This window comes from Delftia sp. (assembly GCF_059499305.1).
In genome coordinates, this window is record NZ_JCABYI010000036.1 from 101,364 (window position 1) to 126,633 (window position 25,270).

27 protein-coding genes and 1 riboswitch are annotated in these 25,270 nt (G+C 67.8%); of the genes, 12 read left to right on the forward strand and 15 right to left on the reverse strand.

Annotation, left to right across the window (positions count from 1 at the left end):
• Positions 1–16 precede the first annotated feature (16 nt).
• From kynA to AC5I49_RS25100, 3 genes are all read right to left on the reverse strand, one after another.
• Positions 17–877, reverse strand: a complete 861-nt coding sequence (kynA, locus tag AC5I49_RS25090; protein ID WP_046238767.1) for a tryptophan 2,3-dioxygenase — start codon at positions 875–877, stop codon at positions 17–19.
• Positions 874–2,079: an amino acid aminotransferase gene (locus tag AC5I49_RS25095; RefSeq protein WP_250438815.1), complete on the reverse strand. Its 1,206-nt coding sequence runs from the start codon at positions 2,077–2,079 to the stop codon at positions 874–876. The genes kynA and AC5I49_RS25095 overlap by 4 nt, the downstream gene beginning before the upstream one ends.
• A 75-nt stretch (positions 2,080–2,154) precedes the next feature.
• A complete protein-coding gene (locus tag AC5I49_RS25100) occupies positions 2,155–3,594 on the reverse strand; it encodes an amino acid permease (protein WP_212646165.1) in 1,440 nt (479 codons plus the stop codon).
• Positions 3,595–3,732: 138 nt separating this feature from the next.
• Here AC5I49_RS25100 and AC5I49_RS25105 point away from each other — a divergent pair, with 138 nt between their 5' ends.
• On the forward strand, positions 3,733–4,203 hold the full coding sequence (locus AC5I49_RS25105) for an Lrp/AsnC family transcriptional regulator (RefSeq protein WP_277849568.1): 471 nt from the start codon (positions 3,733–3,735) through the stop codon (positions 4,201–4,203).
• A gap of 24 nt (positions 4,204–4,227) precedes the next feature.
• On the opposite strand, the gene AC5I49_RS25110 is transcribed toward AC5I49_RS25105, so the two are convergent.
• A complete protein-coding gene (locus AC5I49_RS25110) occupies positions 4,228–4,548 on the reverse strand; it encodes a YkgJ family cysteine cluster protein (RefSeq protein ID WP_026062772.1) in 321 nt (106 codons plus the stop codon).
• Positions 4,549–4,743: 195 nt separating this feature from the next.
• Between AC5I49_RS25110 and AC5I49_RS25115 the strand changes: the two genes are divergently transcribed.
• Genes AC5I49_RS25115 through AC5I49_RS25125 form a run of 3 tightly spaced genes read left to right on the forward strand, consistent with a single transcriptional unit; the run spans position 4,744 to position 7,240 of the window.
• On the forward strand, positions 4,744–5,091 hold the full coding sequence (locus AC5I49_RS25115; RefSeq protein WP_495790064.1) for a FeoA family protein: 348 nt from the start codon (positions 4,744–4,746) through the stop codon (positions 5,089–5,091).
• Positions 5,088–7,031, forward strand: a complete 1,944-nt coding sequence (feoB, locus tag AC5I49_RS25120) for a ferrous iron transporter B (RefSeq protein ID WP_016448988.1) — start codon at positions 5,088–5,090, stop codon at positions 7,029–7,031. The genes AC5I49_RS25115 and feoB overlap by 4 nt, the downstream gene beginning before the upstream one ends.
• A gap of 14 nt (positions 7,032–7,045) precedes the next feature.
• Positions 7,046–7,240, forward strand: coding sequence for a hypothetical protein (locus AC5I49_RS25125; RefSeq protein WP_016448987.1), 195 nt, complete (start codon positions 7,046–7,048; stop codon positions 7,238–7,240).
• Between the two features lie 50 nt (positions 7,241–7,290).
• Here AC5I49_RS25125 and AC5I49_RS25130 read toward each other — a convergent pair whose 3' ends face one another.
• From AC5I49_RS25130 to AC5I49_RS25145, 4 genes are all read right to left on the reverse strand, one after another.
• A complete protein-coding gene (locus AC5I49_RS25130; protein WP_016448986.1) occupies positions 7,291–7,638 on the reverse strand; it encodes a YkgJ family cysteine cluster protein in 348 nt (115 codons plus the stop codon).
• Between the two features lie 94 nt (positions 7,639–7,732).
• Positions 7,733–7,951 carry a hypothetical protein gene (locus tag AC5I49_RS25135; protein ID WP_016448985.1) on the reverse strand — a complete coding sequence of 73 codons (219 nt, stop codon included), beginning with the start codon at positions 7,949–7,951 and terminating at the stop codon, positions 7,733–7,735.
• 41 nt (positions 7,952–7,992) lie between these two features.
• Positions 7,993–8,925 carry an ornithine carbamoyltransferase gene (argF, locus tag AC5I49_RS25140; protein WP_016448984.1) on the reverse strand — a complete coding sequence of 311 codons (933 nt, stop codon included), beginning with the start codon at positions 8,923–8,925 and terminating at the stop codon, positions 7,993–7,995.
• A 10-nt stretch (positions 8,926–8,935) separates the two neighbouring features.
• Positions 8,936–10,132, reverse strand: coding sequence for an aspartate aminotransferase family protein (locus AC5I49_RS25145; protein WP_495790065.1), 1,197 nt, complete (start codon positions 10,130–10,132; stop codon positions 8,936–8,938).
• Between the two features lie 349 nt (positions 10,133–10,481).
• On the opposite strand from AC5I49_RS25145, the gene AC5I49_RS25150 reads away from it, so the two are divergent.
• Positions 10,482–10,799: a DUF3579 domain-containing protein gene (locus tag AC5I49_RS25150; RefSeq protein WP_012204103.1), complete on the forward strand. Its 318-nt coding sequence runs from the start codon at positions 10,482–10,484 to the stop codon at positions 10,797–10,799.
• Between the two features lie 238 nt (positions 10,800–11,037).
• Here the strand turns inward: AC5I49_RS25150 and rpsT are convergent, their stop codons facing one another.
• Positions 11,038–11,337, reverse strand: a complete 300-nt coding sequence (gene rpsT, locus AC5I49_RS25155; protein ID WP_016448982.1) for a 30S ribosomal protein S20 — start codon at positions 11,335–11,337, stop codon at positions 11,038–11,040.
• Between the two features lie 181 nt (positions 11,338–11,518).
• Between rpsT and murJ the strand changes: the two genes are divergently transcribed.
• Both murJ and AC5I49_RS25165 read left to right on the forward strand, forming a co-directional pair.
• The gene (gene murJ, locus AC5I49_RS25160) at positions 11,519–13,084 is read left to right on the forward strand and encodes a murein biosynthesis integral membrane protein MurJ (RefSeq protein WP_016452589.1); all 1,566 of its coding nucleotides are present in this window, start codon (positions 11,519–11,521) and stop codon (positions 13,082–13,084) included.
• Positions 13,085–13,134: 50 nt separating this feature from the next.
• The gene (locus AC5I49_RS25165; protein WP_016448980.1) at positions 13,135–13,980 is read left to right on the forward strand and encodes a SirB1 family protein; all 846 of its coding nucleotides are present in this window, start codon (positions 13,135–13,137) and stop codon (positions 13,978–13,980) included.
• Between the two features lie 19 nt (positions 13,981–13,999).
• Here the strand turns inward: AC5I49_RS25165 and AC5I49_RS25170 are convergent, their stop codons facing one another.
• Positions 14,000–15,058, reverse strand: a complete 1,059-nt coding sequence (locus AC5I49_RS25170; RefSeq protein ID WP_016448979.1) for an AI-2E family transporter — start codon at positions 15,056–15,058, stop codon at positions 14,000–14,002.
• A 17-nt stretch (positions 15,059–15,075) separates the two neighbouring features.
• On the reverse strand, positions 15,076–16,128 hold the full coding sequence (purM, locus tag AC5I49_RS25175; RefSeq protein WP_016452588.1) for a phosphoribosylformylglycinamidine cyclo-ligase: 1,053 nt from the start codon (positions 16,126–16,128) through the stop codon (positions 15,076–15,078).
• A 323-nt stretch (positions 16,129–16,451) separates the two neighbouring features.
• Here purM and hda point away from each other — a divergent pair, with 323 nt between their 5' ends.
• The 4 genes from hda (at position 16,452) to folK (ending at position 20,010) form a co-directional block, all read left to right on the forward strand.
• The gene (hda, locus tag AC5I49_RS25180; RefSeq protein ID WP_026062235.1) at positions 16,452–17,150 is read left to right on the forward strand and encodes a DnaA regulatory inactivator Hda; all 699 of its coding nucleotides are present in this window, start codon (positions 16,452–16,454) and stop codon (positions 17,148–17,150) included.
• Positions 17,151–17,238: 88 nt separating this feature from the next.
• Positions 17,239–17,940, forward strand: a complete 702-nt coding sequence (locus AC5I49_RS25185; RefSeq protein ID WP_047325866.1) for a histidinol-phosphatase — start codon at positions 17,239–17,241, stop codon at positions 17,938–17,940.
• Positions 17,937–19,520, forward strand: coding sequence for a polynucleotide adenylyltransferase PcnB (gene pcnB, locus AC5I49_RS25190; protein ID WP_495790066.1), 1,584 nt, complete (start codon positions 17,937–17,939; stop codon positions 19,518–19,520). Before AC5I49_RS25185 ends, pcnB begins: the two co-directional genes overlap by 4 nt.
• A complete protein-coding gene (gene folK / locus AC5I49_RS25195) occupies positions 19,495–20,010 on the forward strand; it encodes a 2-amino-4-hydroxy-6-hydroxymethyldihydropteridine diphosphokinase (protein WP_034365366.1) in 516 nt (171 codons plus the stop codon). Before pcnB ends, folK begins: the two co-directional genes overlap by 26 nt.
• An 84-nt stretch (positions 20,011–20,094) precedes the next feature.
• Here the strand turns inward: folK and AC5I49_RS25200 are convergent, their stop codons facing one another.
• Both AC5I49_RS25200 and AC5I49_RS25205 read right to left on the reverse strand, forming a co-directional pair.
• Complete coding sequence (locus AC5I49_RS25200) at positions 20,095–21,063, reverse strand: Bug family tripartite tricarboxylate transporter substrate binding protein (protein WP_043790482.1); 969 nt, start codon at positions 21,061–21,063, stop codon at positions 20,095–20,097.
• Between the two features lie 100 nt (positions 21,064–21,163).
• Entirely contained in the window at positions 21,164–22,216 is a 1,053-nt protein-coding gene (locus AC5I49_RS25205) for a CDP-6-deoxy-delta-3,4-glucoseen reductase (protein ID WP_016448973.1), read from the reverse strand.
• Positions 22,217–22,284: 68 nt separating this feature from the next.
• Here AC5I49_RS25205 and AC5I49_RS25210 point away from each other — a divergent pair, with 68 nt between their 5' ends.
• On the forward strand, positions 22,285–23,304 hold the full coding sequence (locus AC5I49_RS25210) for an SDR family oxidoreductase (RefSeq protein WP_016448972.1): 1,020 nt from the start codon (positions 22,285–22,287) through the stop codon (positions 23,302–23,304).
• Position 23,305: 1 nt separating this feature from the next.
• Here AC5I49_RS25210 and AC5I49_RS25215 read toward each other — a convergent pair whose 3' ends face one another.
• Positions 23,306–24,004, reverse strand: a complete 699-nt coding sequence (locus AC5I49_RS25215; RefSeq protein ID WP_034365410.1) for a DUF4124 domain-containing protein — start codon at positions 24,002–24,004, stop codon at positions 23,306–23,308.
• A 96-nt stretch (positions 24,005–24,100) separates the two neighbouring features.
• A complete protein-coding gene (locus tag AC5I49_RS25220; protein ID WP_495790067.1) occupies positions 24,101–24,751 on the reverse strand; it encodes a hypothetical protein in 651 nt (216 codons plus the stop codon).
• Positions 24,752–25,029: 278 nt separating this feature from the next.
• A riboswitch (FMN riboswitch) is annotated at positions 25,030–25,198 on the forward strand.
• Positions 25,199–25,270 lie beyond the last annotated feature (72 nt).

Consider the following 25,270-nt stretch of genomic DNA (forward strand, 5'->3'; position numbering starts at 1 on the left):
CAAAGCCGCTCAGGGGTCACAGTTTCGTTCTCACGGACCAGATTTCGGGGAACAGCACCACGTCCAGCATCTTGCGCAGGTAGCTGACGCCGCCCGTGCCGCCCGTGCCGCGCTTGAAGCCGATGACGCGCTCCACCGTGGTCACATGGCGAAAGCGCCACAGGCGGAATGCGTCCTCGATGTCGGCGAGCTTTTCGCCGAGCTGGTACAGGTCCCAGTGCGACTGCGGGTCGCGGTAGACCTGCGCCCAGGCGGCCTCGACCTCGGGGCTGGCCGTGTAGGGCTGGGTCCAGTCGCGTTCCAGGTGCCCGGCAGGAATGGCCAACCCCTGGCGTGCCAGCAGGCGCAGGGCCTCGTCGTACAGGGAAGGCGCTCGCCATGCGGCCTCCACCCGCGCCAGCAGGTCCGGGCGGTGGGCATGGGGCTGGAGCATCGCGGCGTTCTTGTTGCCCAGCGCGAACTCGATGCAGCGGTACTGGTAGCTCTGGAAGCCGCTGGAGCTGGCGAGATACGGGCGCATGGCCGTGTACTCGGTAGGCGTCATGGTGGCCAGCACGGACCAGGCGCCTACCAGCTGCTCCATGATGCGGCTCACGCGGGCCAGCATCTTGAAGGCATCTGCATGGCGGTCGGCCGCCACGGCGGCCGTGGCGGCGCCCAGCTCGTGCAGCATGAGCTTCATCCACAGCTCGCTGGTCTGGTGCTGGATGATGAACAGCAACTCGTCATGCGTGGGCGACAGCAGTTGCTGTGCGCCCAGGATGGCGTCCAGCTGCAGGTAGTCGCCATAGCTCATGGACTGGCTGAAATCCAGCTGCGCCCTTTCCTCGGCGACGATGCGCTCGGTCAGGCCGCCATGGACGGGGCAGCCGCTCATTGCGGCGACTCCAGCACCGTGGCAATGGCGTCGGCCACGTACTGCACGTTGGCGCCGGACAGGCCCGACATGCACATGCGGCCCGAGCGGATCAGGTACACGCCATGCTCGTCGCGCAGGCGGTGGACCTGGGGCTCGGTGATGCCTGTGTAGCTGAACATGCCGCGCTGGGTCAGCAGGAAGCCGAAGTCGCGCCGCTCGCCAAAGCGTTCATGCAGCGCGCCGTGCAGCTGGGCGCGCATGTCCTTGATGCGCCCGCGCATCTGCGCCAGCTCCTGCGCCCATTGGGCGCTCAGCTCGGGCGATGCCAGCACCTGCTGCACCAGGCGTGCGCCACGGGTGGGTGGCGAGGAATAGTTGCTGCGCACCGTGGCCTTGAGCTGGCCCAGCACATTGCCGGCCGTGGACGCGTCGTTGCAGACCACGCTGAGGCCACCCACGCGTTCGCCATACAGCGAGAAGTTCTTGGAAAACGAATTGGCCACGAAGGCCTGGGCGCCCGCGTCGGCCAGGGCGCGCACGGACCAGGCGTCTTCATCGAGCCCATCGCCAAAGCCCTGGTAGGCCATGTCCACGAAGGGGATCAGGCCGCGCTCCACGATCACCGGGATCAGTTGCTGCCACTGCTCGCGCGACAGGTCCACGCCCGTGGGGTTGTGGCAGCTGGCATGCAGCAGCACCACGCTGCCCGAGGGCAGTTCGCGCAGCGTCTGCAGCATGGCGTCGAAGCGCAGGCTGCCCGTGGCCGCGTCGTAGTAGGGATAGCTGTGGGTGCGCAGTCCCGCGCCCTGGAAGATGGCCAGGTGGTTGTCCCAGGTGGGATCGCTGAGCCAGACCTCGGCGCCGGGGAAATAGTGCTGGATGAAGTCCGCGCCCAGCTTGAGCGCGCCCGAGCCGCCCAGGGTCTGCACGGTGGCGATGCGCTGACTGCGCACGGCCTCATGACCGGCGCCGAACACCAGGTCCTGCACCAGCTGGCGGTAGGGAGCAATGCCTTCGATGGGCAGGTAGCCGCTGGGGCTTTGCTCGCGGGCCAGGGCATCGCCAGCCTGGCGCACGCAGTCCAGCACGGGCAGGCGGCCGGCCTCGTCGAAATACAGGCCGATGCTCAGGCTGACCTTGTCGGTGCGCGGGTCCTGCTGAAAGGCTTCCATCAGCGACAGGATGGGATCACCGGGGTAGGGCGGGACGTGGCTGAACATCGAGGCGCGGGCGGTATCGAGGGGGGCAAGAGTCGTCATGTGTCTAAGGCAGAGAGAGAAACGGGAGGCCGGATGTCACCGGGCGGGAACCTGGGCTTGGGTGGATGTTGGGGTCTGGGTTGGGGTTGGGGTCTGAGGGGAGGGCTGGCCGGCCGGCCGGCGATACCAGATGGCGTAGACGGCGGCCAGCAGCAGCAAAAAGGGCAGGCCCGTGAGCACGGTCAGGCGGAACACGTCGGTGAACAGCGTGGACACCAGGGCGGCCAGCATCAGCGCCGCGCCCAGCAGCGTCAGCACCGGAAAGCCCCACATGCGAAAGGCCAGCGGCCGGTTGCCCTGGCGCACCCAGTGAATGCGGAAGAACAGGTGGGTCACGAAAATCATGAACCACGTGAACATGGCGCCGAACATGGCCACGGCCATCATCAGCATGAAGGACTGCTCGGGATTGATGATGTTGAACAGGGTGGCCACGGCAATGCCCAGGCACGACAGCAGCAGCGCCGGCAGCGGCACGCCGCGCGAGTTCACGCGGCCCAGCACGGCGGGCGCATGGCCGGCGCGCGAGAGGCTGAACATCATGCGGGTGGTGATGTACAGCTGGCTGTTCATGGCCGACAGGGCGGCCACCAGCACCACGAAATTGACCACGCTGGCCGCGCCGGGCAGGCCGATGATCTCCATCACCTTGACGAAGGGGCTGCCCTCCTTGCCGGCGGCCGACCACGGCACGATGGCCAGCATCAGCGCGATCGTGGCCAGGTAGAACACCACCAGGCGCACCATGGTGGAGCGGAAGGCGCTGGTGACGGCGCGCTGCGGGTCCTTGGCCTCGCCGGCGGCCACCGCGATCATCTCGATGCTCAGGTAGCTGAAGATGGCGATGATCACGCCCACCCAGGTCCCCCACAGGCCGTTGGGGAAGAAGCCGCCGTTGTTGACGTAGTTGGCAAAGCCCACGCCGTCCGGACGGGCGCCGAACACCACCCAGGCGCCCACCACGATGAAGGCTGCGATGGCGATGATCTTGATCATGGAGAAGCTGTACTCCACGGCGCCGAAGGCCTTGACGCTCATCATGTTCACTCCGATGAGCGCGCCCGAGAAGATCACCACCCAGGCCCAGCGCGGCACCTCGGGGAACCAGTAGCCCATGTACAGGCCCACGGCCGTCACCTCGGTGCCCACGGCCAGCACCACGCAGGCCCAGTAGGCATAGCGGACCATGAAGCCGGCCATCGGGCTGATGTAGTGCTCGGCATAGGCGCCGAACGAGCCCGAGGTCGGGTGGGCCACCGTCATCTCGGCCAGGCAGCCCATGAGCAGCAGCGAGATCACTGCGCCGATGGCATAGCTGATCAGCACGCTGGGCCCGGCAAAGCCGATGGCAAAGCCGCTGCCCAGGAACAGGCCGGTGCCGACGGCACCGCCGATGGCGATCATGGTCATCTGTCCGGCGGACAGCTGCTGTTTGAGTCCGGCTTCGCGCTGGACGATGTCTTCGAAGGCTGGCATGGGTTGTTGTCTCCGTTGCTGTGGGGGGCTTCGGAGGCGGATGCTATGGACGGCCTTCGCGGGGCGTTTAGTAGTTATCCCTAAATCGACTTGATCTTGGATAAGTTATTCTGTGAAACATGAATTCATAGGTGGTTTATGCCAATCGACATCGACAGAACGGACCGGCTGCTGATCCGCGCCCTGCAGGACAACGCGCGGCTGACCTCGGGTGAGCTGGCGCAGCGTGTGCATTTGTCGCAGTCACCGTCATGGCGGCGCATCAAGCGGCTGGAGGACGAGGGCGTGATCACCGGCTACCACGCCGCGCTGAGCCGGCGCGCCATAGGCTTTGGCGTGCTGGCCTTCGTGATGGTGGGCATAGACCACCAGAACGAGGAGTCCTCGCGCCATTTCCAGGAAGCGGTCTGCGCCATTCCAGAGGTCGTGATGTTCCACGGCATCTCGGGGCCGGAGGACTTCCTGCTGGTCGTCGTGGCGCGCGATCTCGACGCCTATTCCGATCTGCTGCTCACCCGCCTGCACCGGCTGCCCGGCGTGCGCCAGGTGCACACGCATTTCTCGCTGCAGGAGTTCAAGGGGCAGTTGGCGGGGCTGCCGGTGGAATGACGGCTGGTGGCGCCTGGCTGGTTGCTACAGCAGGCCGCTGTCCAGCGCCTGCATGCCATGGCGCACGCGCACGCGGTTGCAGGCATCGCTGCCGGCGGCGAACTCGCGGCAGGGCGAGGGGCGCCATTCATAGATGCCGCAATGGGCCTTCTCGCCCACCTTGCCGACCAGGGCCGCGCAGCGGGGACGCGCCCAGTCGGTTCCGCGCATGCGGCAGGTGTGGTCGGTGACTTCCTCGGCCAGCCCGGCTGGCACGCGGCCGCCCTGCGCCTGCGACTCGTGCACGGAAAAGTCCACGCGAAACGATGCGCAGCAGGCGCCGCAGCTCAGGCAGGGATGGGTCATGGCGTGGGGAGGGGAGTGCGCAAAGGCCGTGTCGGCGTCGGCCGCCATTGTGCCGCGCGCCGCCCGCCTGGGCCCGCCAGGGGGCAAAGCCGGGAACGCAAAACCCTGTCCCGCACTCCGATACCATGCGCGGTCCCGCCGCCCGGGTTCGATCAAAATCAAAATGAGAATAAAAATCAATTGATACAACACGCCATGCATTCGATGAACCTCGCGACGGACGCTGCGGCTCCGTCCACGCTGTCCGCGCCTCCCATGTCCTCCTCTGCTGCCGTTGCTGCCACCACGGCCATCACCCTTGATGCCCTGCCCCGCCAGGTATCGGCGCGCGTGGTCGAGCTCCATGCCGCACGCGATGCCAGCGAGCAGGAACTGCTGCTGCGGCTCATGGAGATCGGCTTTCTGCCCGGCGAGCCCGTGCGCATCCTGGCCGCGGGCTTTCCGGGCGACGACCCGCTGGCCGTGCGCGTGGGCCAGACCACGTTCGCTTTGCGCCGCCATGAGGCGGCCCTGGTGCGCGTGGCGCCGGAGGCGGTGGCATGAGCGCGTCGTCCTCTCCCAAACTCATCCAGCCGCTGCAGCCTGCCCAGGGTGGCGGCGGCAGCGGTGATTCAGCACTGCGCCTGGCCCTGCTGGGCAATCCCAACTGCGGCAAGACGGCGCTGTTCAACCTGCTGACCGGCGCACGCCAGAAGGTGGCCAACTACGCGGGCGTGACCGTGGAGCGCAAGGAAGGCTGGCTGAGCACGGCCAGCGGCCGGCGCGTGCGCGTGCTGGACCTGCCGGGCACCTACAGCCTGCATGCGCACAGCGAGGATGAGCGCATCACGCGCGACATCGTCTCGGGTCGCCATGCGCGCGAGGCGCCGCCCGAACTGCTGGTCTGCGTCACCGACGCCACCCATCTGCGCTTGAACCTGCGCCTGGTGCTGGAGGCCCAGCGCCTGGGCCTGCCCATGCTGCTGGTGCTCAACATGAGCGACATGGCCAGGCGCCAGGGCATCGATATCGACCGCGAGGCGCTGTCACGCGCCCTGGGCATGCCCGTGCTGTCCACGGTGGGCGTGCGCCAGGACGGCGCGCGCGAACTGCTGCAATGGCTGGACGGCCCCGAAGCCCGCGCCCTGGCGGCGCCGCAGCTGCAGGCCCCGGCCCGCCCGGGCGATGCGCGCGAGCAGGTCCTGGCCCTGCACCAGCAGGTGGCCCGCATCATGGCCGACTGCGTCAAGGAGCCCGTGGTGGACACCCGGCGCGACGACCGCATCGACGCCGTGGTGCTGCACCCGCTGTGGGGCATGCTGCTGCTGGCAGCCACGCTGTTCCTGATGTTCCAGGCCGTGTTCAGCTGGGCACAGCCGCTGATGGATGGCATCGAGGGCGGCGTTTCGGCCGTCTCGGCCCTGGTCAACGAGCACATGCCCGAAGGCGCGCTGCGCAGCCTGCTGGCCGATGGCGTGATCGCCGGCACGGGCGCCGTGCTGGTCTTCCTGCCGCAGATCCTGATCCTGTTCCTGTTCATCCTTGCACTCGAGGATTCGGGCTACCTGCCGCGTGCCGCCTTTTTGCTGGACCGCATCATGGGCAAGGTCGGCCTGTCGGGCCGCTCCTTCATTCCGCTGCTGTCCAGCTTCGCCTGCGCCGTGCCCGGCATCATGGCCACGCGCTCCATCACCAGCTGGCGCGACCGCCTGGTGACCATCATGATCGCGCCGCTGATGACCTGCTCGGCGCGCCTGCCGGTCTATGCGCTGCTGATCAGCGCCTTCATTCCCGAGCGCACGGTGGGCGGCATCTTCAATTTGCAGGGCCTGGTGCTGTTTGCGCTGTACGTGGCCGGCATCGCCAGCGCCATGGCCGTGGCCGGCGTGGCCAAGCTGGTGGGCCGCAGCGCCGGCCCCACGCCGCTGCTGATGGAGCTGCCCTCCTACCGCTGGCCCAGCCCGCGCAGCCTGGCCCTGGGCCTGTACGAGCGCGCCATGATCTTCCTGCGCCGCGTCGGCGGCATCATCCTGACCGTGAGCATCGTGCTGTGGTTCCTGGCCAGCTACCCGGCGCCGCCCGATGGCGTCACCGAAGCGGCCATCCGCTACAGCTTTGCAGGCCGCATCGGCGGCTGGCTGGAGGTGGTGCTGGCGCCGATCGGCTTCAACTGGCAGATCGCCATCGCCCTGGTGCCCGGCATGGCCGCGCGCGAAGTGGCCGTCAGTGCCATGGGCACGGTCTATGCGCTGTCCGCTGCCAGCGACGAGGCCATGGCCGAGCAGCTGGGGCCGCTGATCGCCCATACCTGGTCCCTGGCCACGGCGCTGTCGCTGCTGGCCTGGTTCGTGTTCGCGCCCCAGTGCATTTCCACGCTGGCGGCCGTGCGGCGCGAGACCAATGGCTGGCGCTATCCGCTGCTGATGACGGGCTACCTGTTCGCGCTGGCCTACCTGGCCAGCTTCATCACCTACCGCGTGGCCCTCGCGCTGGGCGCGGGCTGAGGAGGGCATTGAGCATGTGGCAAAACATCATCGTGGGCGTGATCGTGGTGGTGGCGGCCGTGTCCCTGGTCTGGCGCTACCTGCCGGCGCGTTGGCGGCTGAAGGCCGGTCAGCTGCATCCGTCGCTGGCGCCCAAGGACGGGGGCGGCTGCGGCGGCTGCAGCGCCTGCGGCGGAGACAGCTGCGCACCGGACAGGCGCCAGCCATAGCGCCAGATCGGTCGCCAGGCCGGTCGCCGGGCCGCCGGCCGGCTGCACGCTCAGGCAGCGGCCAGCCAGATGCGGGCGCCGTCATCCAGCGCAGGCAGGCCATGCGCCAGGCGCGCAGCGTTGCAGCGGTCCGTGCCCATCTCGAATTCCCGGCAGGTCGATGAGCGCTGCTCGTAGATGCTGCATGCCACCTGTTCGCCGCAGCGGCCCGTGAGGGCCGTGCAGCGCACGGGGCGGCGCTCGGTGCCGTTCATGCGCCAGCGGTTGCCGTGGACCTCATGGGCCAGTTCATCGGGAACGGTGCCGCCCATGGAGCGCAGTTCGTAGACGGAAAATTCGACACGGAAGTGTTCGCAGCAGACGCCGCAGTTCAGGCAGGGATGCAGGGCTTCGGACATGGAAGTTCTTCTTCGGGAGACAGCAGGGCACGCACAGGCTTGCCGCGCCCGGTGCCCGGGGCGGCGCATAAGGCTGGGAAGAGGAGGTGCGGCCCTAGGTATGGCCCTGGAGGAACTTCAGATAGAAGGTGTGGATGCGCACGAACAGCGCACGCACCCGGGCCGCGAAATGCCGGCGCGGCCCGAAGAACGAGGGCACGCGCGTATGGCGTGCAATGTGCGGATGGCGCAATGCGCAGCCGCCCAACGGAAACACCGCCTGGGGGCGCTTGGCCTGCAGGCGGTGTCTGGAGTGTTCGTGGCTCAGGTGCATGGGTGTGGGGGAATGCGCCTGGGCCAAAGGAGTGGGCGTGATCAGCCCGGCTGGCGGCCCAGCAGCAGGTACTCCATCAGTGCCTTTTGCACGTGCATCCGGTTCTCTGCCTCATCCCAGACCACGGACTGCGGCCCGTCGATGACCTCGGCCTGCACTTCCTCGCCACGGTGGGCGGGCAGGCAGTGCATGAACAGGGCGTCGGCACGCGCGGCGGCCATCATCTCGGCATCCACGCACCAGTCGGCGAAGGCCTTCTTGCGGGCCTCGTTCTCGGCCTCGTAGCCCATGCTGGTCCACACGTCGGTGGTCACCAGGTCGGCGCCCTTGCAGGCATCCAGCGGGTCCTTGAAGACCTTGTAGCAGCCCTCGCGCGGCGCCTTGCCGCCAAAGGCCAGCTTCTCGTCCACTTCGTAGCCGCCCGGCGTGCTGACGTGGACGGTGAAGCCCAGCAGGTCGGCCGCCTGCAGCCAGGTGTTGGCCATGTTGTTGCCGTCGCCGACCCAGGCGACGGTCTTGCCCTGGATCGAGCCGCGGTGCTCGATGAAGGTGAAGATGTCGGCCAGGATCTGGCAGGGGTGGAACTCGTTGGTCAGGCCGTTGATGACGGGCACGCGCGAGTACTCGGCAAAGCGCACGATCTTGTCCTGGCCGTAGGTGCGGATCATCACCAGGTCGGTCATGCGGCTGATGACGCGCGCGCTGTCCTCGATGGGCTCGGCGCGGCCCAGCTGGCTGTCGCCCGTGGTCAGGTGGACCACCGAGCCGCCGAGCTGGTACATGCCGGCCTCGAAGCTCACGCGGGTGCGCGTGCTGGCCTTCTCGAAGATCATGGCCAGCGTGCGGTCGCTGAGCGTGTGGTGCTTTTCGTAGTTCTTGAACTTCTTCTTGATCAGGGCCGCGCGCTCGAGCACATAGGCGTACTCGTCGGCCGTGAAGTCGGAAAACTGCAGATAGTGCTTGATGGCAGTCATAGGCAGGTCCTCATTCGGACAGGAATTGCACGATCAGGGGCTTGAGCTTGGCGACCACTTCGTCGGCCTCGGCCTCGGTCATGATCAGCGGCGGCACCAGGCGCACCACGGTGTCGGCGGTCACGCTGAACAGCAGGCCGGCTTCGGCGCCACGGCCCAGCAGGGCGCCGCAGGGCTTGTTCAGCTCGATGCCGATGATCAGGCCCTGGCCGCGAACATCGACCACGCCCTTGACGTCGGCCAGCTCCTTTTGCAGCGTGGACTTCAGGCGGTCTCCCACCTTGGTGGCATGGGCCAGCAGGCCGTCTTCTTCCATGATGCGGATGGTTTCGATGCCCGCACGCATGGCCAGCGGATTGCCGCCGAAGGTGGAGCCGTGGTTGCCCGGCTGCAGCACGGTGGCCGCCTTGCCGTGGGCGACGACGGCGCCGATGGGCACGCCCGAGCCCAGGCCCTTGGCCAGGGTCATCACGTCGGGGATGATGCCGGCCCACTGGTGGGCGAACCACTTGCCCGTGCGGCCCATGCCTGCCTGGACTTCGTCGAACATCATCAGCCAGCCATTGGCATCGCACAGAGCGCGCACCTGCTGCATGTACTCGATGCGCATGGGGTGCAGGCCGCCTTCGCCCTGGATGGGCTCCATCATCACGGCCACCACGTCGGGGTTGTCGGCCGTGGCCTGTTGCAGCGCTTCGAAGTCATTGACCGGCACGCGCAGGAAGCCGTCGAGCAGCGGGCCGAAGCCGTCGCGCACCTTGGGGTTGCCCGTGGCCGTCATGGTGGCGATGGAGCGGCCGTGGAAGGCATGCTCGTAGACCACGATCACCGGCTTGGCGATGCCCTTGTCCACGCCGTACTTGCGCGCGATCTTGATGGCGGCCTCGTTGGCCTCCAGGCCCGTGCTGCAGAAGAAGACATTGGTCATCTTCGCGCGCTCGGTCAGCAGCTTGGCCAGCGTTTCCTGGCCGGGCACATGGTAGTAGTTGGAGGTGTGGATGAGCTTGGCCACCTGGTCCTGCAGCGCAGGCACCAGCTTGGGGTGGTTGTGGCCCAGCGTATTCACGGCAATGCCGCCCAGCGCATCGAGGTACTGCTTGCCGTTGACGTCCCACACGCGGCAGCCCTGGCCTCGCTCCAGAGCGATCGGTACGCGGCCATAGGTGTTCATCACGTGGGGCGAGGCAGCCTCGATGAAAGCGGTCATTGCAAAAATCTCCTGAGCTGGAAAGTAAACGGCATCCGGGCGTTGCCGCCGCAGATGCCTGAAAAACAGCGAAGCCCGATTCTAGGGGCCGCGCAATGGCCTACCGTTGCGGTTTGCGCATCACAGCCATGCAATGAACCTACGCCACACTTGGTTAGTGCGCTGCACAACGGTCCAGCTCTTATATAAGAGATAAAATGCCCGCTTGGCCTGCCGGCAGCGATCCTGTCTGCGGGCTCTGACTTTTTTGAAGGACTTGCGCAAACAGGAAGTGGCAAGGTGCTGGGCCCCTTGGCAAGCCGCCTGTTTTGCTCCTTGTTGCGCAAGTCGTATTTTGGTGCGCATCCTGATGGTCTCTCCCTCCAGCAAAGAACTGTTCATCCAGGGCATCACCCACGAAGGCAAGACTTTCCGGCCCAGCGACTGGGCCGAGCGGCTGGCGGGCGTCATGAGCCAGTTCCGTCCCGGTGGTGCCCAGCGCGGCAGCCACCTGAGCTACTCGCCCTGGTGTGTTCCCACAACGCTCAACGGCGTCAAGTGCGTGGTCGTGCATCGCGACCTGCGCGACTACGAGCCCATGGCCTGGGATTTCTGCCTGAATTTCGCCAAGGACAACAACCTGCAGGTTGCCGAAGCCTGCCTGATACCGGACGAGCCGGCCCGCTGAGGCCGGCTTCTTTTTTTGCGGGGCCGGTTCCCGCCCGATGTGAAGCGCGCCTGGGGTGCGTTTTTTTTCGGCTGCGCTTTGCTGGTGGAGCCGGGCTTTTCCTTCGGTGCGATTGCCGATGGCGGCGCCTTTGTCCAGGCACAAAAAAACCGCCCGAAGGCGGTTTTCTCGTTCGCTGACAGCGCACCCGTTACAAACGGCAGATGGCCGGGGCCATCCGTGCGGTTGCCTAAGTGGATTAGGCGGCGGGGGCTGCCAGGGCCTTGACCTTGGCGGACAGGCGGCTCTTGTCGCGAGCGGCCTTGTTCTTGTGGAAGATGCCCTTGTCGGCGATCGTGTCCAGAACGGATTGGGCTGCGGCAAACAGTTCGGTTGCCTTGGCCTTGTCGCCAGTCAGAACGGCCTTCTCGACCTTCTTGACGGCGGTGCGGTACTTGGAACGCAGCGAAGTGTTGGCTGCGTTGAGCTTGACGTCCTGGCGGGCGCGCTTGCGGCCGGATGCCAGGCGGGGGTTCTTCTTTACGGGCTTGGATGCCATGATATGTATTCCTAGTGTCTGAGGATGTTGTCGGCGAAGCGCGGGATTATAGCATGCAGTCCCTTCAGGGCCTGTGGGCCCCAGGCCGCGCAATCGGGCCTGTTGCAACGGAGTGCAAGAGCCGTCCGGCCCGCCCTGGCACGCAACTGCGGTGGCCGTGCCAGCGCATACACTCCCCACGGTGTCACTGTTCAAAGCCGCCTCCACCGTTTCCCTGCTGACGCTGGCCTCCCGTATCACCGGGCTGGTGCGCGATCTGCTCATGGCCTCCATGTTCGGAGCCAATGCGCTGACCGATGCGTTCAATGTCGCGTTCAGGATTCCCAATCTCTTTCGGCGCCTGTTCGCCGAAGGCGCCTTCAGCCAGGCCTTTGTGCCGGTGCTGGCCGCCAGCAAGGCCAAGGAGGGGGAGGAGGCCACGCGCAGGCTGATCTCCCATGTGGCCACGCTGCTGTTCTGGGTGCTGCTCGTGACCTGCGTGCTGGGCGTGGTCGGCGCGCCACTGCTGGTCTGGCTGCTGGCCAGCGGCCTGCGCCAGTCGCCCGAAGGCTATGACGCAGCCGTGCTGATGACGCGCTGGATGTTCCCCTACATCGGCTTCATGTCGCTGGTGGCGCTGTCGTCCGGCGTGCTCAATACCTGGCGGCGCTTTGCCGTCTCGGCCGCCACGCCCGTGCTGCTGAACCTGGCCATGATTGCCGCCGCCTTCTGGGGTGCACCCTGGCTGCAGGCGCGCGGCATAGAGCCCATCTATGCCATGGCCGGTGGTGTGATGCTGGGCGGCGTGCTGCAGCTGGCGGTACAGCTGCCGGCGCTGGCAGGCCTGGGCCTGCTGCCGCGCATCGGGTTTTCTCCAGCCGCCTTGCGCCAGGCTTGGCAAGAGGCCGGCGTGCGCCGCATCCTCAGGCTGATGGCGCCGGCGCTGCTGGGCGTGGGCGTGGCCCAGGTCTCGCTGATGATCAACACCCAGATCGCCTCCTATCTGCAGCCGGGCAGCGTGACCTGGCTGTTCTATGCTGACCGGCTCATGGAGTTTCCGACGGCGCTGCTGGGCGTGGCGCTGGGCGTGGTGCTTACGCCCCAGCTGGCCGCGGCCAAGGCGGCCGACGACTCGGAGCGCTACTCGGCCATGCTGGACTGGGGGCTGCGCCTGGTGGTGCTGTTTTCCGTGCCCTGCGCGGTGGGGCTGCTCACTTTCGCCGAGCCGCTCGTGGCCACGCTGTTCCACCGTGGCGCGCTGCAGGACAGCGATGTGGGCCAGATCGCGCTGGCGCTGGTGGGCTACGGCGCCGGCCTGGTGGGCCTGGTGGCCATCAAGGTGCTGGCGCCCGGCTACTACGCAAGCCAGGACATCCGCACGCCCGTCAAGATCGCCATCGTGGTGCTGATCATCACCCAGCTGCTCAACCTGGTGCTGGTGCCCTTCATGGCGCATACGGGTCTGGCGCTGTCCATCGGCCTGGCGGCCCTGGTCAATGCGGGCTGGCTGCTGTGGGGGCTGCTGCGCCGGGGCGTCTACCGTCCCAAGCCCGGCTGGGGGCGGCTGGCCTTGCAGGTGATTGCGGCCAGCAGTCTGCTGGCCGTGCTGCTGACCTGGGGAAGCCAGCATTTCGACTGGATTGCGCTGCGTGCCAACGGATGGCAGCGCGTGGGCCTGCTTGCCGGCCTGATGGCGGCCTCGGCCCTGCTGTACTTTGGCGCGCTGTGGGCAGCCGGGCTCAAGCTGCGGGCACTGCTGCGGCGCTAGCCCGAACCCGCATAATTGCAGGCCTGGGCGCTGCAAATTCACAAGGCATCATGAGCTGGAGCTACGACGACACGCCAACGGCCCTGCAATACTTTGCAGCGCTGGTGCAAAGCGATGAACACCTGCCGCTGATGGAGGCGGCAATCAGCATCGCCCAGGATGCCGTGCCCGATCTCGACCTGCAGGCGGCCAGCGCCGAACTGGACCGGCTGCAGGTGCGCCTGGTCCAGCGCCTGGCTGGCGAAACCGATCCGCTGCAGTGCCTGCGCGGACTCAACCAGTTCTTCTACGGCGAGCTGGGCTTTGGCGGCAATCTCAACGACTACTACGACCCCGCCAACAGCTACATCCACCATGTGCTTCAGACGCGGCGCGGCATTCCCATCAGTGTGGCGCTGATCTGGCTGGAGCTGGCTGCGGCCATCGATCTGCCGGCGCAGGGCGTGAGCTTTCCCGGCCATTTCCTGGTCAAGATGCGCCTGCCCCAGGGGCAGGTGGTGATGGACCCGTTGAGTGGCGAGTCCTTTTCTGCCAACAGCCTGGCCGAGCGGCTGGAGCCCTTCTGGCAGAGCGCGGGCCTGTCGGCCGAAGAGGCCGCTCCGCTGGGCATGTACCTGCAGGGCGCCTCGCCGCGCGACGTTCTGGAGCGCATGCTGCGCAACCTGCAGGAAATCCACCATGCCCGGCGCGACTGGCCGCTGCTGGTGGCCGTGCTCAACCGGCTGGCCGTGCTGCGGCCCGACATGCCCGAGATCCTGCGGGACCGGGGGCTGGCCTATGCGCAATGGGGGGTGACCGAGCGTGCGCTTGAAGACCTGGAGCGCTTCCTGCAGTCCCAGCAGGGCGCGCAGGCCGTGGCCGTGCGCGAGGTGATCCGGCGGCTGAGAGGGCTGTAGCCGCCCGCGCGTGGGCTGATCAGACCAGCCGGACGGCTTCCAGCTCTTTCTTGAGATAGGCGTAGAACAGCGGAGCGGCCACCAGGCCTGCAGGGCCGAACACCGATTCGGCCACGAACATCACCGCCAGCAGCTCCCATACGCCCATGTGCGTGCGCTGGCCCACGACCTTGGCGTTGATCACGTACTCGGCCTTGTGGATCAGGATCAGAAAGCCCAGGCAGGCGGCGGCGGCCACAGGGGACACCGACAGGCCCACGATGGTGATCACCGCATTGCACAGCAGGTTGCCCACGATGGGCACCAGGCCTGCAATGAAGGTCAGCGTGATCAGGGCTGGCGTGTAAGGCAGGGTCAGGTTCCAGTGCGGCAGCACGCCCAGAAGGAAGATGGCCGTCAGGAAGGTATTGAAGGCCGCAATCCAGAACTGGGCCGCCACGATCTGGCGGAAGGCCAGTCCCATGAGCCGGATGCGCTCGCGCAGCGCTGCCACCAGGGGCGGGCGGCGCGTGACCATGGGCCGCACGGCGGCCAGGGCGCCGATGATCAGGCCCACGTAGGCATAGAGCAGGCCGGTGAGCCAGGCGCGGCCCGCATGGGCCAGGGCGCCGGCCTTGGCGGCCAGGTAGCTGGCCAGCAGGTGCTGGATTTCCTGTGCGCCGTCCGGCAGCTGGTCGGCCATGTCGGCCGGCAGCTTGTCACGCAGCTCCAGCACCGTGTGCGCCAGATAGTCGAGCAGCTCGCGGTACTGCTGCGGCGCGTCGGTGATGTAGGTGCGCGTGTGCGACAGCGCGCCGCTGAGCAGGGCCAGCGGCGCAAGAATGACGATGGTGGCTGCCACCAGTTGCGTCCAGCGCGGCAGCGAGCCGCGCCGGGACTTGGGCTGGGCGCGTGACAGCAGCCCGGCAAGCGCGCGCGTGACCAGAAAGCCCACGCAGACGCACAGCATGCCCGGCAGCAGCCCCTGCCACATGATCAGCAGCAGGGCGCCGGCCATCAGCACATAGCTGGACAGCGTCACGCCGCGCGTGGGCGCGGGCTGCGGGGAGATGATGGGCGAGGGCAGGTGCTGGGTCATGCGCTGCGGGCCCGTGGTCAGCGGACCTCGACAGGCTCGCCCTCGCCGCGTGCGGCGATGCGTCCGATGGTGTGGACCGTCTCGCCCAGCTTCGCGAGCGTGGCGGCCGTGGCTTCGGCAGCCTCGGCGGGCACGACAACGACCATGCCGATGCCGTTGTTGAAGGTGCGGTTCATTTCCACGGCGTCGATGCCGGCCGTCTTCTGCAGCCAGGCGAACAGCTCGGTCTGGGGCCAGCTGCCGGCATCCAGGTGGGCGGCCAGGCCTTCGGGCAGCACGCGGGGGATGTTCTCCAGCAGGCCGCCGCCCGTGATGTGGGCCAGCGCCTTGATGGGGTGCTGCTCCAGCGCCGCCAGCACGTTCTTCACGTACAGGCGCGTGGGTTCCATGATGGCCTGCTTGAACGGCTTGCCGTCCAGCGTTTCGGGCAGGCTGCCCTGGCTTTCGGCGCGCTCGATGCACTTGCGCACCAGGGAGAAACCGTTGGAGTGCACGCCGGCCGAGGCCAGTCCCAGCACCACGTCGCCAGCAGCAACGCTCTGGCCCGTGAGGATCTTGGACTTTTCGACGGCGCCGACGGCAAAGCCGGCCAGATCGTATTCGCCGGCCGGGTACATGCCGGGCATTTCGGCGGTTTCACCGCCGATCAGTGCGCAGCCCGACAGCTCGCAGCCGCGCGCAATGCCGCCTACCACGGCAGCGGCCGTGTCCACGTCCAGCTTGCCGCAGGCGAAGTAGTCGAGGAAGAACAGGGGCTCGGCGCCCTGGACCAGCACGTCGTTGACGCTCATGGCCACCAGGTCGATGCCGACGGTGTCGTGCATGTTCCACTCGAAGGCCAGCTTGAGCTTGGTGCCCACGCCGTCGGTGCCCGAGACCAGCACGGGCTCCTTGTAGCGCTTGGGCACCTCGAACAGTGCGCCGAAGCCTCCGATGCCGGCCATCACGCCTTCGCGCATGGTCTTCTTGGCCAGCGGCTTGATGCGCTCGACCAGCGCGTCGCCAGCGACGATGTCGACGCCGGCGTCTTTGTAGGAGATCGGGGTAGAGGAGGGGGCAGAAGAGCTCATGGATGGGTACGGTGCGGTAGGCCCGAGGCCGGGCTGGAACCCCGGGATTCTACGGCGCCGGCCGCCGGCAGGCGCGCGCGCCAGTGGGCTTCGAGGGGGCTTTCGTTGCACAAGCGGGCCGGCTGCCGCCGTGCCGTGCGCCGCGCAGACTAAAATCCCTGTTGCGCCCGGGAACGCCCCGGCGTCGCCCGCCTTGCCGCAGCGCTGCGGCAGGGCGGGCCTGTCTTTGCTATCAACCCAATGCCGTTGCCGATTCCTTTGCCTGCTTTTGCCGCATGGACCCGCCTGGACACAGGAAAGGGGGCGCTGCGCGTATGTCGCAGATGAAGCAGCTGGCTCTGGATATCAGCATGGCGTCGAGCCCGACGCTGTCGCGCTTTTTCGTCGGCCCCAATGCCGCGGTGATCGATCATTTGCGCCATTGGGTGGGCGATGGCCGCATGCAGACGGCCCGCACGCCAGTGCCCACTTATCTTTGGGGCGAATCGGGCTCGGGCAAGACCCATCTGCTCAAGGCCGTGCGCGAGGCCCTGCGCGAGCAGGGCGCCATGGTGGGCTGGATGGATGCCTCCACCCTGTTCCCGCCGCCCTTCGACGAGCGCTGGGCGGCAGTGCTGATGGACGATGTGGACATCTACACTCCGCTGCAGCAGGCGCGGGCCTTCAACTGGTTTGTGAATGCGACGAGCCCGGCCACGGGCTCGCCGCGCTGGGTGCTGGGGGCCGGCCCGCTGCCGCCGGCAGACCTCAAGCTGCGCGAGGATCTGCGCACGCGGCTGGGCTGGGGCCATGTGTTCCAGCTGCAGCTGCTCGACGAAACCGCGCGCCGCGCGGTGCTGCGCCAGGAGGCCGATGCCCGTGGCGTTTTTCTGGGCGACGATGTGATGGACTACATGCTCAAGCGCTTCTCGCGTGACCTGGGCAGCCTGATGCAGCTGCTCGACATGCTCGACGGCTTTGCGCTGCGCAACAAGCGCGCCATCACCATTCCGTTGCTCAAGACGATGCTGGAAACCGAATGAGCCCGCATTTTCTTGTGGGCAGGGACTGCGGGAGCCGGCGGAGCCTGCGTTGCAAGGGCAGCGCGGGACCCATTTTTTTAGGATATGCATGACCTCTGATCAGAAGCAACTCCGGCCCCGGCTGGCGTTGTTCGACCTGGACCACACGCTGCTGCCGCTCGATTCGGACTATGAGTGGGGCGAGTTCACGACGCGCATCGGCTGGACCGATCCGGTCGAGTTCGGCCGCCGCAATGCCGAGTTCTTCGCGCACTACCAGGCGGGCACGCTCGACGTGCACGACTATGTGCGCTTTGCCACCGAGGCCTTCTGCGCCCGTGGCGCGCAGCAGGCCGCCGAGGCGCACGAGCGCTTCATGCGCGAGGTGATCACCCCCGCCATCCGTCCCCAGGCACTGGAGCTGCTGCGCACGCACCAGCAGGCGGGCGACCAGATCATCATCGTCACGGCCACCAACGAGTTCGTGACGCGCCCCATCGCCGCCGCCCTCGGCGTGCAGGAATTGATCGCGGTGGAACTGGAGCGCGACGCGCAGGGCTGGTTCACGGGCGAGATCCGTGGCACGCCCAGCATGCGCGGCGGCAAGGTGCAGCGCATGCAGCAGTGGCTGGATGCGCGCGGCCTGCAGTGGAGCGGCGTGGAGACCTCCTTCTACAGCGACTCCTGGAACGACGTTCCCCTGCTCGAGCGCGTGGACCACCCCGTGGCCACCAACCCCGACACTCGGCTGCGCGCCCTGGCCCAGGAACGTGGCTGGCGCATTCTGGACCTGTTTGGCGAAGCACCATGATCAAGAACATCATCGACAAGCTGCTGGGCAAGGCCTCGGCCGCCCCACGGGCGCGCAAGTCGCCCTTCGGCAAGCGCCAGGAGGTGCCCGTGCAGGTGCACGGCATCGATCCCAACCTGGTGGACCGGCGTGCCCTCGACGTGGTCGAGACGCTGCAGGACGCGGGCTACGAGGCCTACATCGTCGGCGGCGCCGTGCGCGACCTGCTGCTGGGCCTGCGCCCCAAGGACTTCGACGTGGCCACCAATGCCACGCCCGAGCAGGTCAAGGGCCTGTTCCGCCGCGCCTTCATCATCGGCAAGCGCTTTCGCATCGTGCACGTGGTCTATGGTCGCGGGCGCGAGAACGAGGTCATCGAAGTCTCCACCTTCCGCGCCTTCCTGGACAACAGCGCGGCCGAGGCCGTGAGCGGCAACGAGCGCACCAGCAAGGCCCAGCTCGCCGGCATGCACCATGCGGTGGACGCCAGCGGCCGCGTGCTGCGCGACAACGTCTGGGGTCCGCAGGACCAGGATGCCACGCGCCGCGACTTCACGATCAACGCCATGTACTACGACCCGCGCACGCAGATCGTGGTCGACTATCACAAGGGCATTGACGACGCCAAGAAGCGCATGCTGCGCATGATTGGCGACCCGGCCACGCGCTACCGTGAAGATCCGGTGCGCATCATCCGCGCCGTGCGCTTCGCCGCCAAGCTGGCGGGCAAGGGCTTCAAGCTCGAGCCCAAGACGGCCAAGCCCCTGGTGGAGTGCGAGCCGCTGCTGGCCGATGTGCCGCAAAGCCGCCTGTTCGATGAAATGCTCAAGCTGCTGCAGACCGGCCATGCGCTGGCTTCGGTGGAGCAATTGCGCGGCCTGGGCCTGGCGCGCGGCATCTACTCGCTGCTGGATGTGGTGGTCGAGCGTGCCGAGCAGCCCTTCGTGCAGGCCGCGCTGACCGATACCGATCGCCGTGTCGAGGAAGGCAAGCCCGTGGCGCCCAGCTTCCTGCTGGCCTGCGTGCTGTGGCATGACGTGAAGACCGGCTGGGAGCGCCGCCTGAACCAGCGCCAGCACCCGTTCCCCGCGCTGCAGGAATCCATCGACGAAGTGTTCGACCAGCGCATCGGCGATGTCTCGGGCCGCGGCAAGCTGGCCGCCGACATGCGCGAGATCTGGGTCATGCAGCCGCGCTTCGACAAGCGCACGGGCGCCACGCCGTTCAGCCTGGTGGCCCAGCCGCGCTTTCGCGCGGGCTTCGATTTCATGCGGCTGCGCGCCGACATCGGCGAGGTCGAGGAAAGCCTGGCCAGCTGGTGGCAGGAGTTCCAGAATGCCGACGACGCGCGCCGCGACGACCTGATCGCCCAGGCGCGCGACGAGCAGCGCGCCCGCCAGCGCAGCGCCGAACCCAAGGTGCATCGCGTGCCCAAGGTCCGCCAGCCGCGCGATGGCGTGAACCTGGCGGAAGGCGTGCAGCCTGAGGATCCCGCAGCGGCACAGGCTGGCGGCGAGGAGGCTGCAGCGCCCAAGAAGCGGCGGCGCCGCCGCCGCAAGCCCCAGGGCGGGGGCGATGGCGGCATGGGCGGCGATGAATGAGCCAGGCCACTGGGTCGCCATCGGCCTGGGCGCCAACCTCGGTGACTGCGGCCAGGCCCTGGGCCAGGCCTTGAAGGCCATCGGCGGCCTGACGGGCACGCGCCTGCTGGCCGTCTCCTCGCTCTACAGCACGGCGCCCATCGATTCCAGCGGTCCCGACTATCTGAACGCCGTGGCCGCCGTGCGCACCACGCTGCAGCCGCTGGCGCTGCTCGATGCGCTGCAGGCCATCGAACTGGCGGCCGGGCGCGAGCGCCCCTACCGCAATGCGCCGCGCACGCTGGACCTGGACATCGAGCTGTGGGGCGACGAGCGCATCGCGCTGCCGCGCCTGAGCGTGCCGCACCCGCGCATGCACGAGCGCGCCTTCGTGCTCGTGCCGCTGGCCGAGATCGCGCCTGAGCGCGTCACGCCCGCGCAGCTGCAGGCCGTGGCGGGGCAGGGCATCTGCCTGGCGCACAAGCCTGGCTGGCATCTCCGGCAAGCCTGAATCCCGACAGTGGCCTGAATGAAAAAGCCGCAGCGCCCTGAGGGCGGCTGCGGCTTTTTGCCAGGCGGGACGCGGTGGATCGGCTCAGTCCACCTTCGCTCCGGAGGCCTTGACGATGGCCTGGTACTTGGCGCGCTCGGCCGCCATGAACCTGTCGAACTCGGCGGGCGTGGAGGACACGGGCTCGGCCATCAGGGTCTCGAAGCGGGTCTTGGTCTCGGGCGCGGCCAGTGCGTCGGCAAAGGCCCGGCTCAGCTTGTCCAGCACGGGCTTGGGCGTGCCGGCCGGGGCGACCAGGCCCCACCAGGTGTCGATGGAAAAGCCGGGGAAGGTCTTGGACAGTGCGGGCACGCCGGGCAGCAGCGTGGTGGGGTTCAGCGAGGTCACGGCCAGCGCCTTGAGCTTGCCCGAGCGGATATTGGGCGCAGCGGCAGCCAGGTTGTCGATGTTGAAGTCCACCTCGCCCGACAGCAGGGCCAGCTGGGCCGGGTTGGCGCCACGGTAGGGCACGTGCAGGGCGAAGATGCCGGCTTTTTGCTTGAGCATTTCGCCGGCCAGGTGGCCTGCGCTGCCGTTGCCGCCGCTGCCGTAGTTGAGCTTGCCGGGGTGGGACTTGGCGTAGGCGATCAGGTCGGCCACGCTGTGGATCTTGAGCTGCTCGGCACGGGCCGCATTCATCACCAGCACGTTGGGCACGCGCACCATCTGGGTGATGCCCGCGAAGTCCTTGCCCGCGTCGTAGGGCATCTTGGTGTACAGCCAGGGATTGACGGCATGGGTGGCCGTGGCGGCCAGGCCGATGGTCATGCCGTCCGGCGTGGCGCGGGCAATGGCGTCGGCGCCGATGTTGCCGCCGGCGCCGGCCTTGTTGTCGATGATCACCACCCCCAGGGAGTCACGCACCCGCTCGGCCAGCGCGCGCGCGGTGATGTCCAGCGGACCGCCGGGCGCATAGGGCACGATCAGGCGGATGGGCTCTTGCGCCAGGGCAAGCGGGGAGGCCAGGGCAGCAGCGGCCGCCATGACCGAGAGAAGGCTGTTTCTACGGTTCATAGGGGCGCTATTGTGCAAAAAAATTGCGACACCTGGCTGCGCGCAGGTATGGGAAGCAGTTTTTCTGCGTATTGCTTGATCCGTGCCACCTTCTGCGCACTCAGGAAGCCTTGTCGGCCTCGGAGGTGAACGCGTCCGCGTAGAACTCTTCCGCCGGCAGGCCGCGTTGCTCCACATAGGCATGGCGTGCCGAATCGACCACGATGGGCGCACCGCAGGCATAGACCTGATGGCCAGACAAGTTGGCAAAGTCGTCCAGCACGGCCTGGTGCACGAAGCCCGTGCGGCCGGTCCAGCCGTCTTCCGGCAGCGCGTCGGAGACCACGGGCACATAGCACAGCTGGGGCATGGCCTCGGCCTGCTCGCGCACCCAGGCGTCGAGGTAGAGGTCCTCGGGTCGGCGTCCTCCCCAGTACAGGGTGACGGAGCGGGTGATGCCCTTGTGGCGGATGTGCTCCAGCAGCGCCTTGATGGGGGCGAAGCCCGTTCCCGAAGCCAGGAAGATGAGGGGCTTGTCGCTGTCCTCGCGCAGGAAGAAGCTGCCGAACGGGCCCTCCACGCGCAGGATTTCCTTTTCCTTCATGGCGCCGAACACGTGGTCGGTGAACTTGCCGCCCGGCATGTGGCGGATGTGCAGCTCCAGCCCCGGTGCCGTGTCCTGCACATGGGGGGCCGTGGCCATGGAGTAGGCGCGGCGGGCGCCGTCGCGCAGGATGAATTCCACGTACTGGCCTGCGTGGTAGCGGAACTTGTCTGCAGCGGGCAGCTGCAGGCGCACCTGCATCACGTCGTGCGACTTCTTCTCCAGCGTGGCCACGCGCACGGGCATCTTCTTGATCGGGAAGGCGCTGGCATCGGTCACCTGGCGCGACTCCAGCACCACCGAGGTGCTGGGCGTGGCGCAGCAGGTCAGCACATAGCCGTCGGCCTCTTCCTGGGCGGTCAACGCTTTTTCCGAGTGGGCGCCATGGGTGACCTCGCCGAGCAGCTTCTTGCACTTGCAGGAGCCGCAGGCACCGTCCTTGCAGCCATAGGGCAGGCCCACGCCGCAGCGGATGGCGGCGGCCAGGATGGTCTCGCTGCCCTGCGTGGCGAAGGCGCGGCCGCTGGGCTGTACGGTGATTTCGTGGGAAGCGTTGGCTATCTCGGTCATGTTCTCGGTATCCTCGGGGGCGCTGGCGGCGCGTGGAGCGCGCCGGCGATCTTCTTTCCCGGACGGACATGCCGCTGCCGCGACCGGCGGCGCGCGGGTGGCCGCCCTCGCAACAGGCCAGGATTTTGCCCTCAAACCAAAACCCATTGGGCGCGCTGCCGGCGCGCTTTCGACGCGAACGCGTGCTCATCGTCGGCTGCGGCGACGTGGGGCTGCGCGTGGCTGGTGCATTGGCGGGCGCGCCCGTCGCCCGTTCGGGTGCCGCACGACGGGGCCCGCGCGTGCTGGCCCTGACGCGTGGCGCCGAGCGCCTGCAGGATCTGCGCGGGCGCGGCATCACGCCGCTGCTGGGCGATCTGGACGCACCTGCCACGCTGCGCCGTCTGGCCGGCCTGGCCACGCGCGTCGTCCACCTGGCGCCGCCGCCCAATCCGCCTGCCGGCGAAGATGGCTGGTGGCTGGACCCGCGCACCACGGCTTTGCTGCGCGTGCTGCGCCTTCGCGGCCGGCCGGCCAGCCTGGTCTATGGCTCGACCTCCGGCGTCTATGGCAACTGCGAGGGCGCCTGGATCGACGAAAGCCGCCCGCCCGCACCGGCCACGGCGCGTGCCCAGCGCCGCGTGAACGCCGAGCGAGCCGTGCGCTTTGCCGGGCGCGGCGGCCTGCGCGCCAGCATTCTGCGCATCCCGGGCATCTATGCGCCGGACCGGGAAAACGGCACGCCCCGCGGGCGCCTGCTGCGAGGGACACCCCTGCTGTGCGCCGCAGAGGATGTCTATACCAACCACATCCATGCCGACGACCTGGCCCGCGCCTGCGTGCGGGCGCTGTGGCTCGGCCGGCCGCAGCGCATCTACCACGCCAGCGACGATACGCAGCTGCGCATGGGCGACTACTTCGACCTTGCGGCCGATCTCTATGGACTGCCGCGCCCCGCACGCATCACGCGCGAGCAGGCGCAGCGCGAGCTGCCGGCCAGCCTGCTGAGCTTCATGGGGGAGTCACGCCGCCTGCGCAACCAGCGCCTGAAGGAGGAGCTGGGCCTGAGATTGCGCTACCCGACCGTGGAGCAGGGGCTGCGCGCCTGAATCAGCGCGGGTGGATGCCGCCGTTGGTGTCGTAGCAGCGGAACACGTTGCAGTGCGAGATGGGGGCCGAAGGCGGCAGCGGCTGCGGCGGCACGGGGCGTCCGACGATCCACGGCCGGTTGATGGCATTGGGCTGCAATGCGCGCGATTGCTGCAGCTGTTCATAGGCCTTGGGGCCCAGGCAGGCCATCTCCATCTGCTGCTGGGCGGCCTGGCTGCGCGGGCCCCAGGTGGCGGGATCGGGATTGGCCTCGGCCAGGATGGTGTCCAGACGGCGGCGCGCCTGCTGGCAGGCCGGGGAGTCGCCGCCGTCGCGCTGGGCCGAGTTCTCGCGCTCGCGCCGGCTGCGTGCCTCGCGTTCCTGCTGCTGGGCACGCGTGCGGCGCTCGGCCTCTTCGCGGGCCAGTTGCTGGTTCTTGCGCTCTATGGCGGCGGCGGACTGCGCGCGCTCGCGCTCCAGCTCTTCGGGGCTGGGGGCTTCCTGCACCTGCACGCGGTTTTCGCCGTCCTTGCAACTGCTGTTGGTGTAGGTGACGCGGCCGGTCTTGGCGTCCGTGCAGCGGATGACCTGGGCCGAGGCCGGGCCTGCGGTGAGCGCCAGCACCAGCGGTACAAACATCTGTACAAGCGCCGCCAGCGCCCAGCGCGCGGCCGCCGATGAACGGCGGCCGGTGTGGCCAAGGTCTTGGGTGCGGTGCATGGCGGTTTCCTTTCCCATCACAAGCGGCACAAGGATGTGGTGTATTGCCGATTATGGTGCGGCGCCCAGGGGCTGGAAATGCCGCCGGTCAGCCGTTCAGCGCCAGTGGCGCGGATCCTGGGTGGGGTAGGGGTTGCCGCCGCCCTGGCTTTCACGCTGCATGCGCTCGATGGCGCGTTGCTGCTGCTCGCGGTCACGCTGCTGCTGCTCCCGGTCCCGTTGCTGGCGTTCGCGCTCGCGCTGCTGCTGGCCCTGGTCGCGTTCGCGCTCCCGCTGCTGGCGCTCGGCTTCGCGGCGCTGCTGCTCCTGCATGCGCTCGCGCAACTGGCGGTCGCGGTCCTGGGCCTGGCGGTCACGGTCCCGGTCGCGCTCGCGCATTTCACGCTCGCGTTGTTGGCGGTCACGCCAGGCATCGCGGTTGCGTTCCTGCTGGATGCGCTCGCGCTCGTATTGCAGGCGCTCACGTTCGCGCTGCAGGCGCTGGCGCTCGTACCAGCCGTTGTCCGGATAGGCGGGCTGCGTGGGATACGAGGGGTAGACGACGCCGCCCGACGGATAGCTGGGATAGGACGGGTAGCTGGGGTAGCTGGGATAGCTGGGGTAGCCGGAGCCCATGTCCGAATAGCCATCGGGCGGCACGGCGCAGGCGGTGACCAGGGCTGCAAGGCCAAGGCCGGCCAGCAGGCGCAGGGGGCGCAGGCCAGGCTGCGGGCGCTGCTGCGTGGGGGAGGCGTTGGTTCGGGTCATGGTGTGGTGTCCGGGCAAAGGCGTGTTTCCTGTCTGGATCTCTTCATATGACGTTTGACAGGCCTCAATGGTTGACCTGGATCGTCCTGGCGAGGCAACGACGGCGACAGCGGGACTTCTATTTTGATAGCAATTGGTCCATGTACTGTAGGTGCTTCCAGATGAAATCCGCAGGCACAGCGCGCAATGGCTGCGGTCGCCCCGATCGCCGCAATGGCATCTGCGCGGGACTAGAATAGCCGCTGTCTTTGGCGGCGCGCAGTCCGTGCGCCGCAAAGCAGCGTTCTCAGGGCGGGGTGAAATTCCCCACCGGCGGTATCTGGATCTGTCTTTCGGCATGTGTCCAGCAGCCCGCGAGCGCCCGGCTAGCCGCAAGGCCGGCCGGGGTCAGCAGATCTGGTGAGATGCCAGAGCCGACGGTCACAGTCCGGATGAAAGAGATCGCGCAGCACCTGCATGGCAGGCGCCATGCCCATGGTTGTCCCATGGGCTGTGCCGCGCCATGCGGCGCCATGGCGC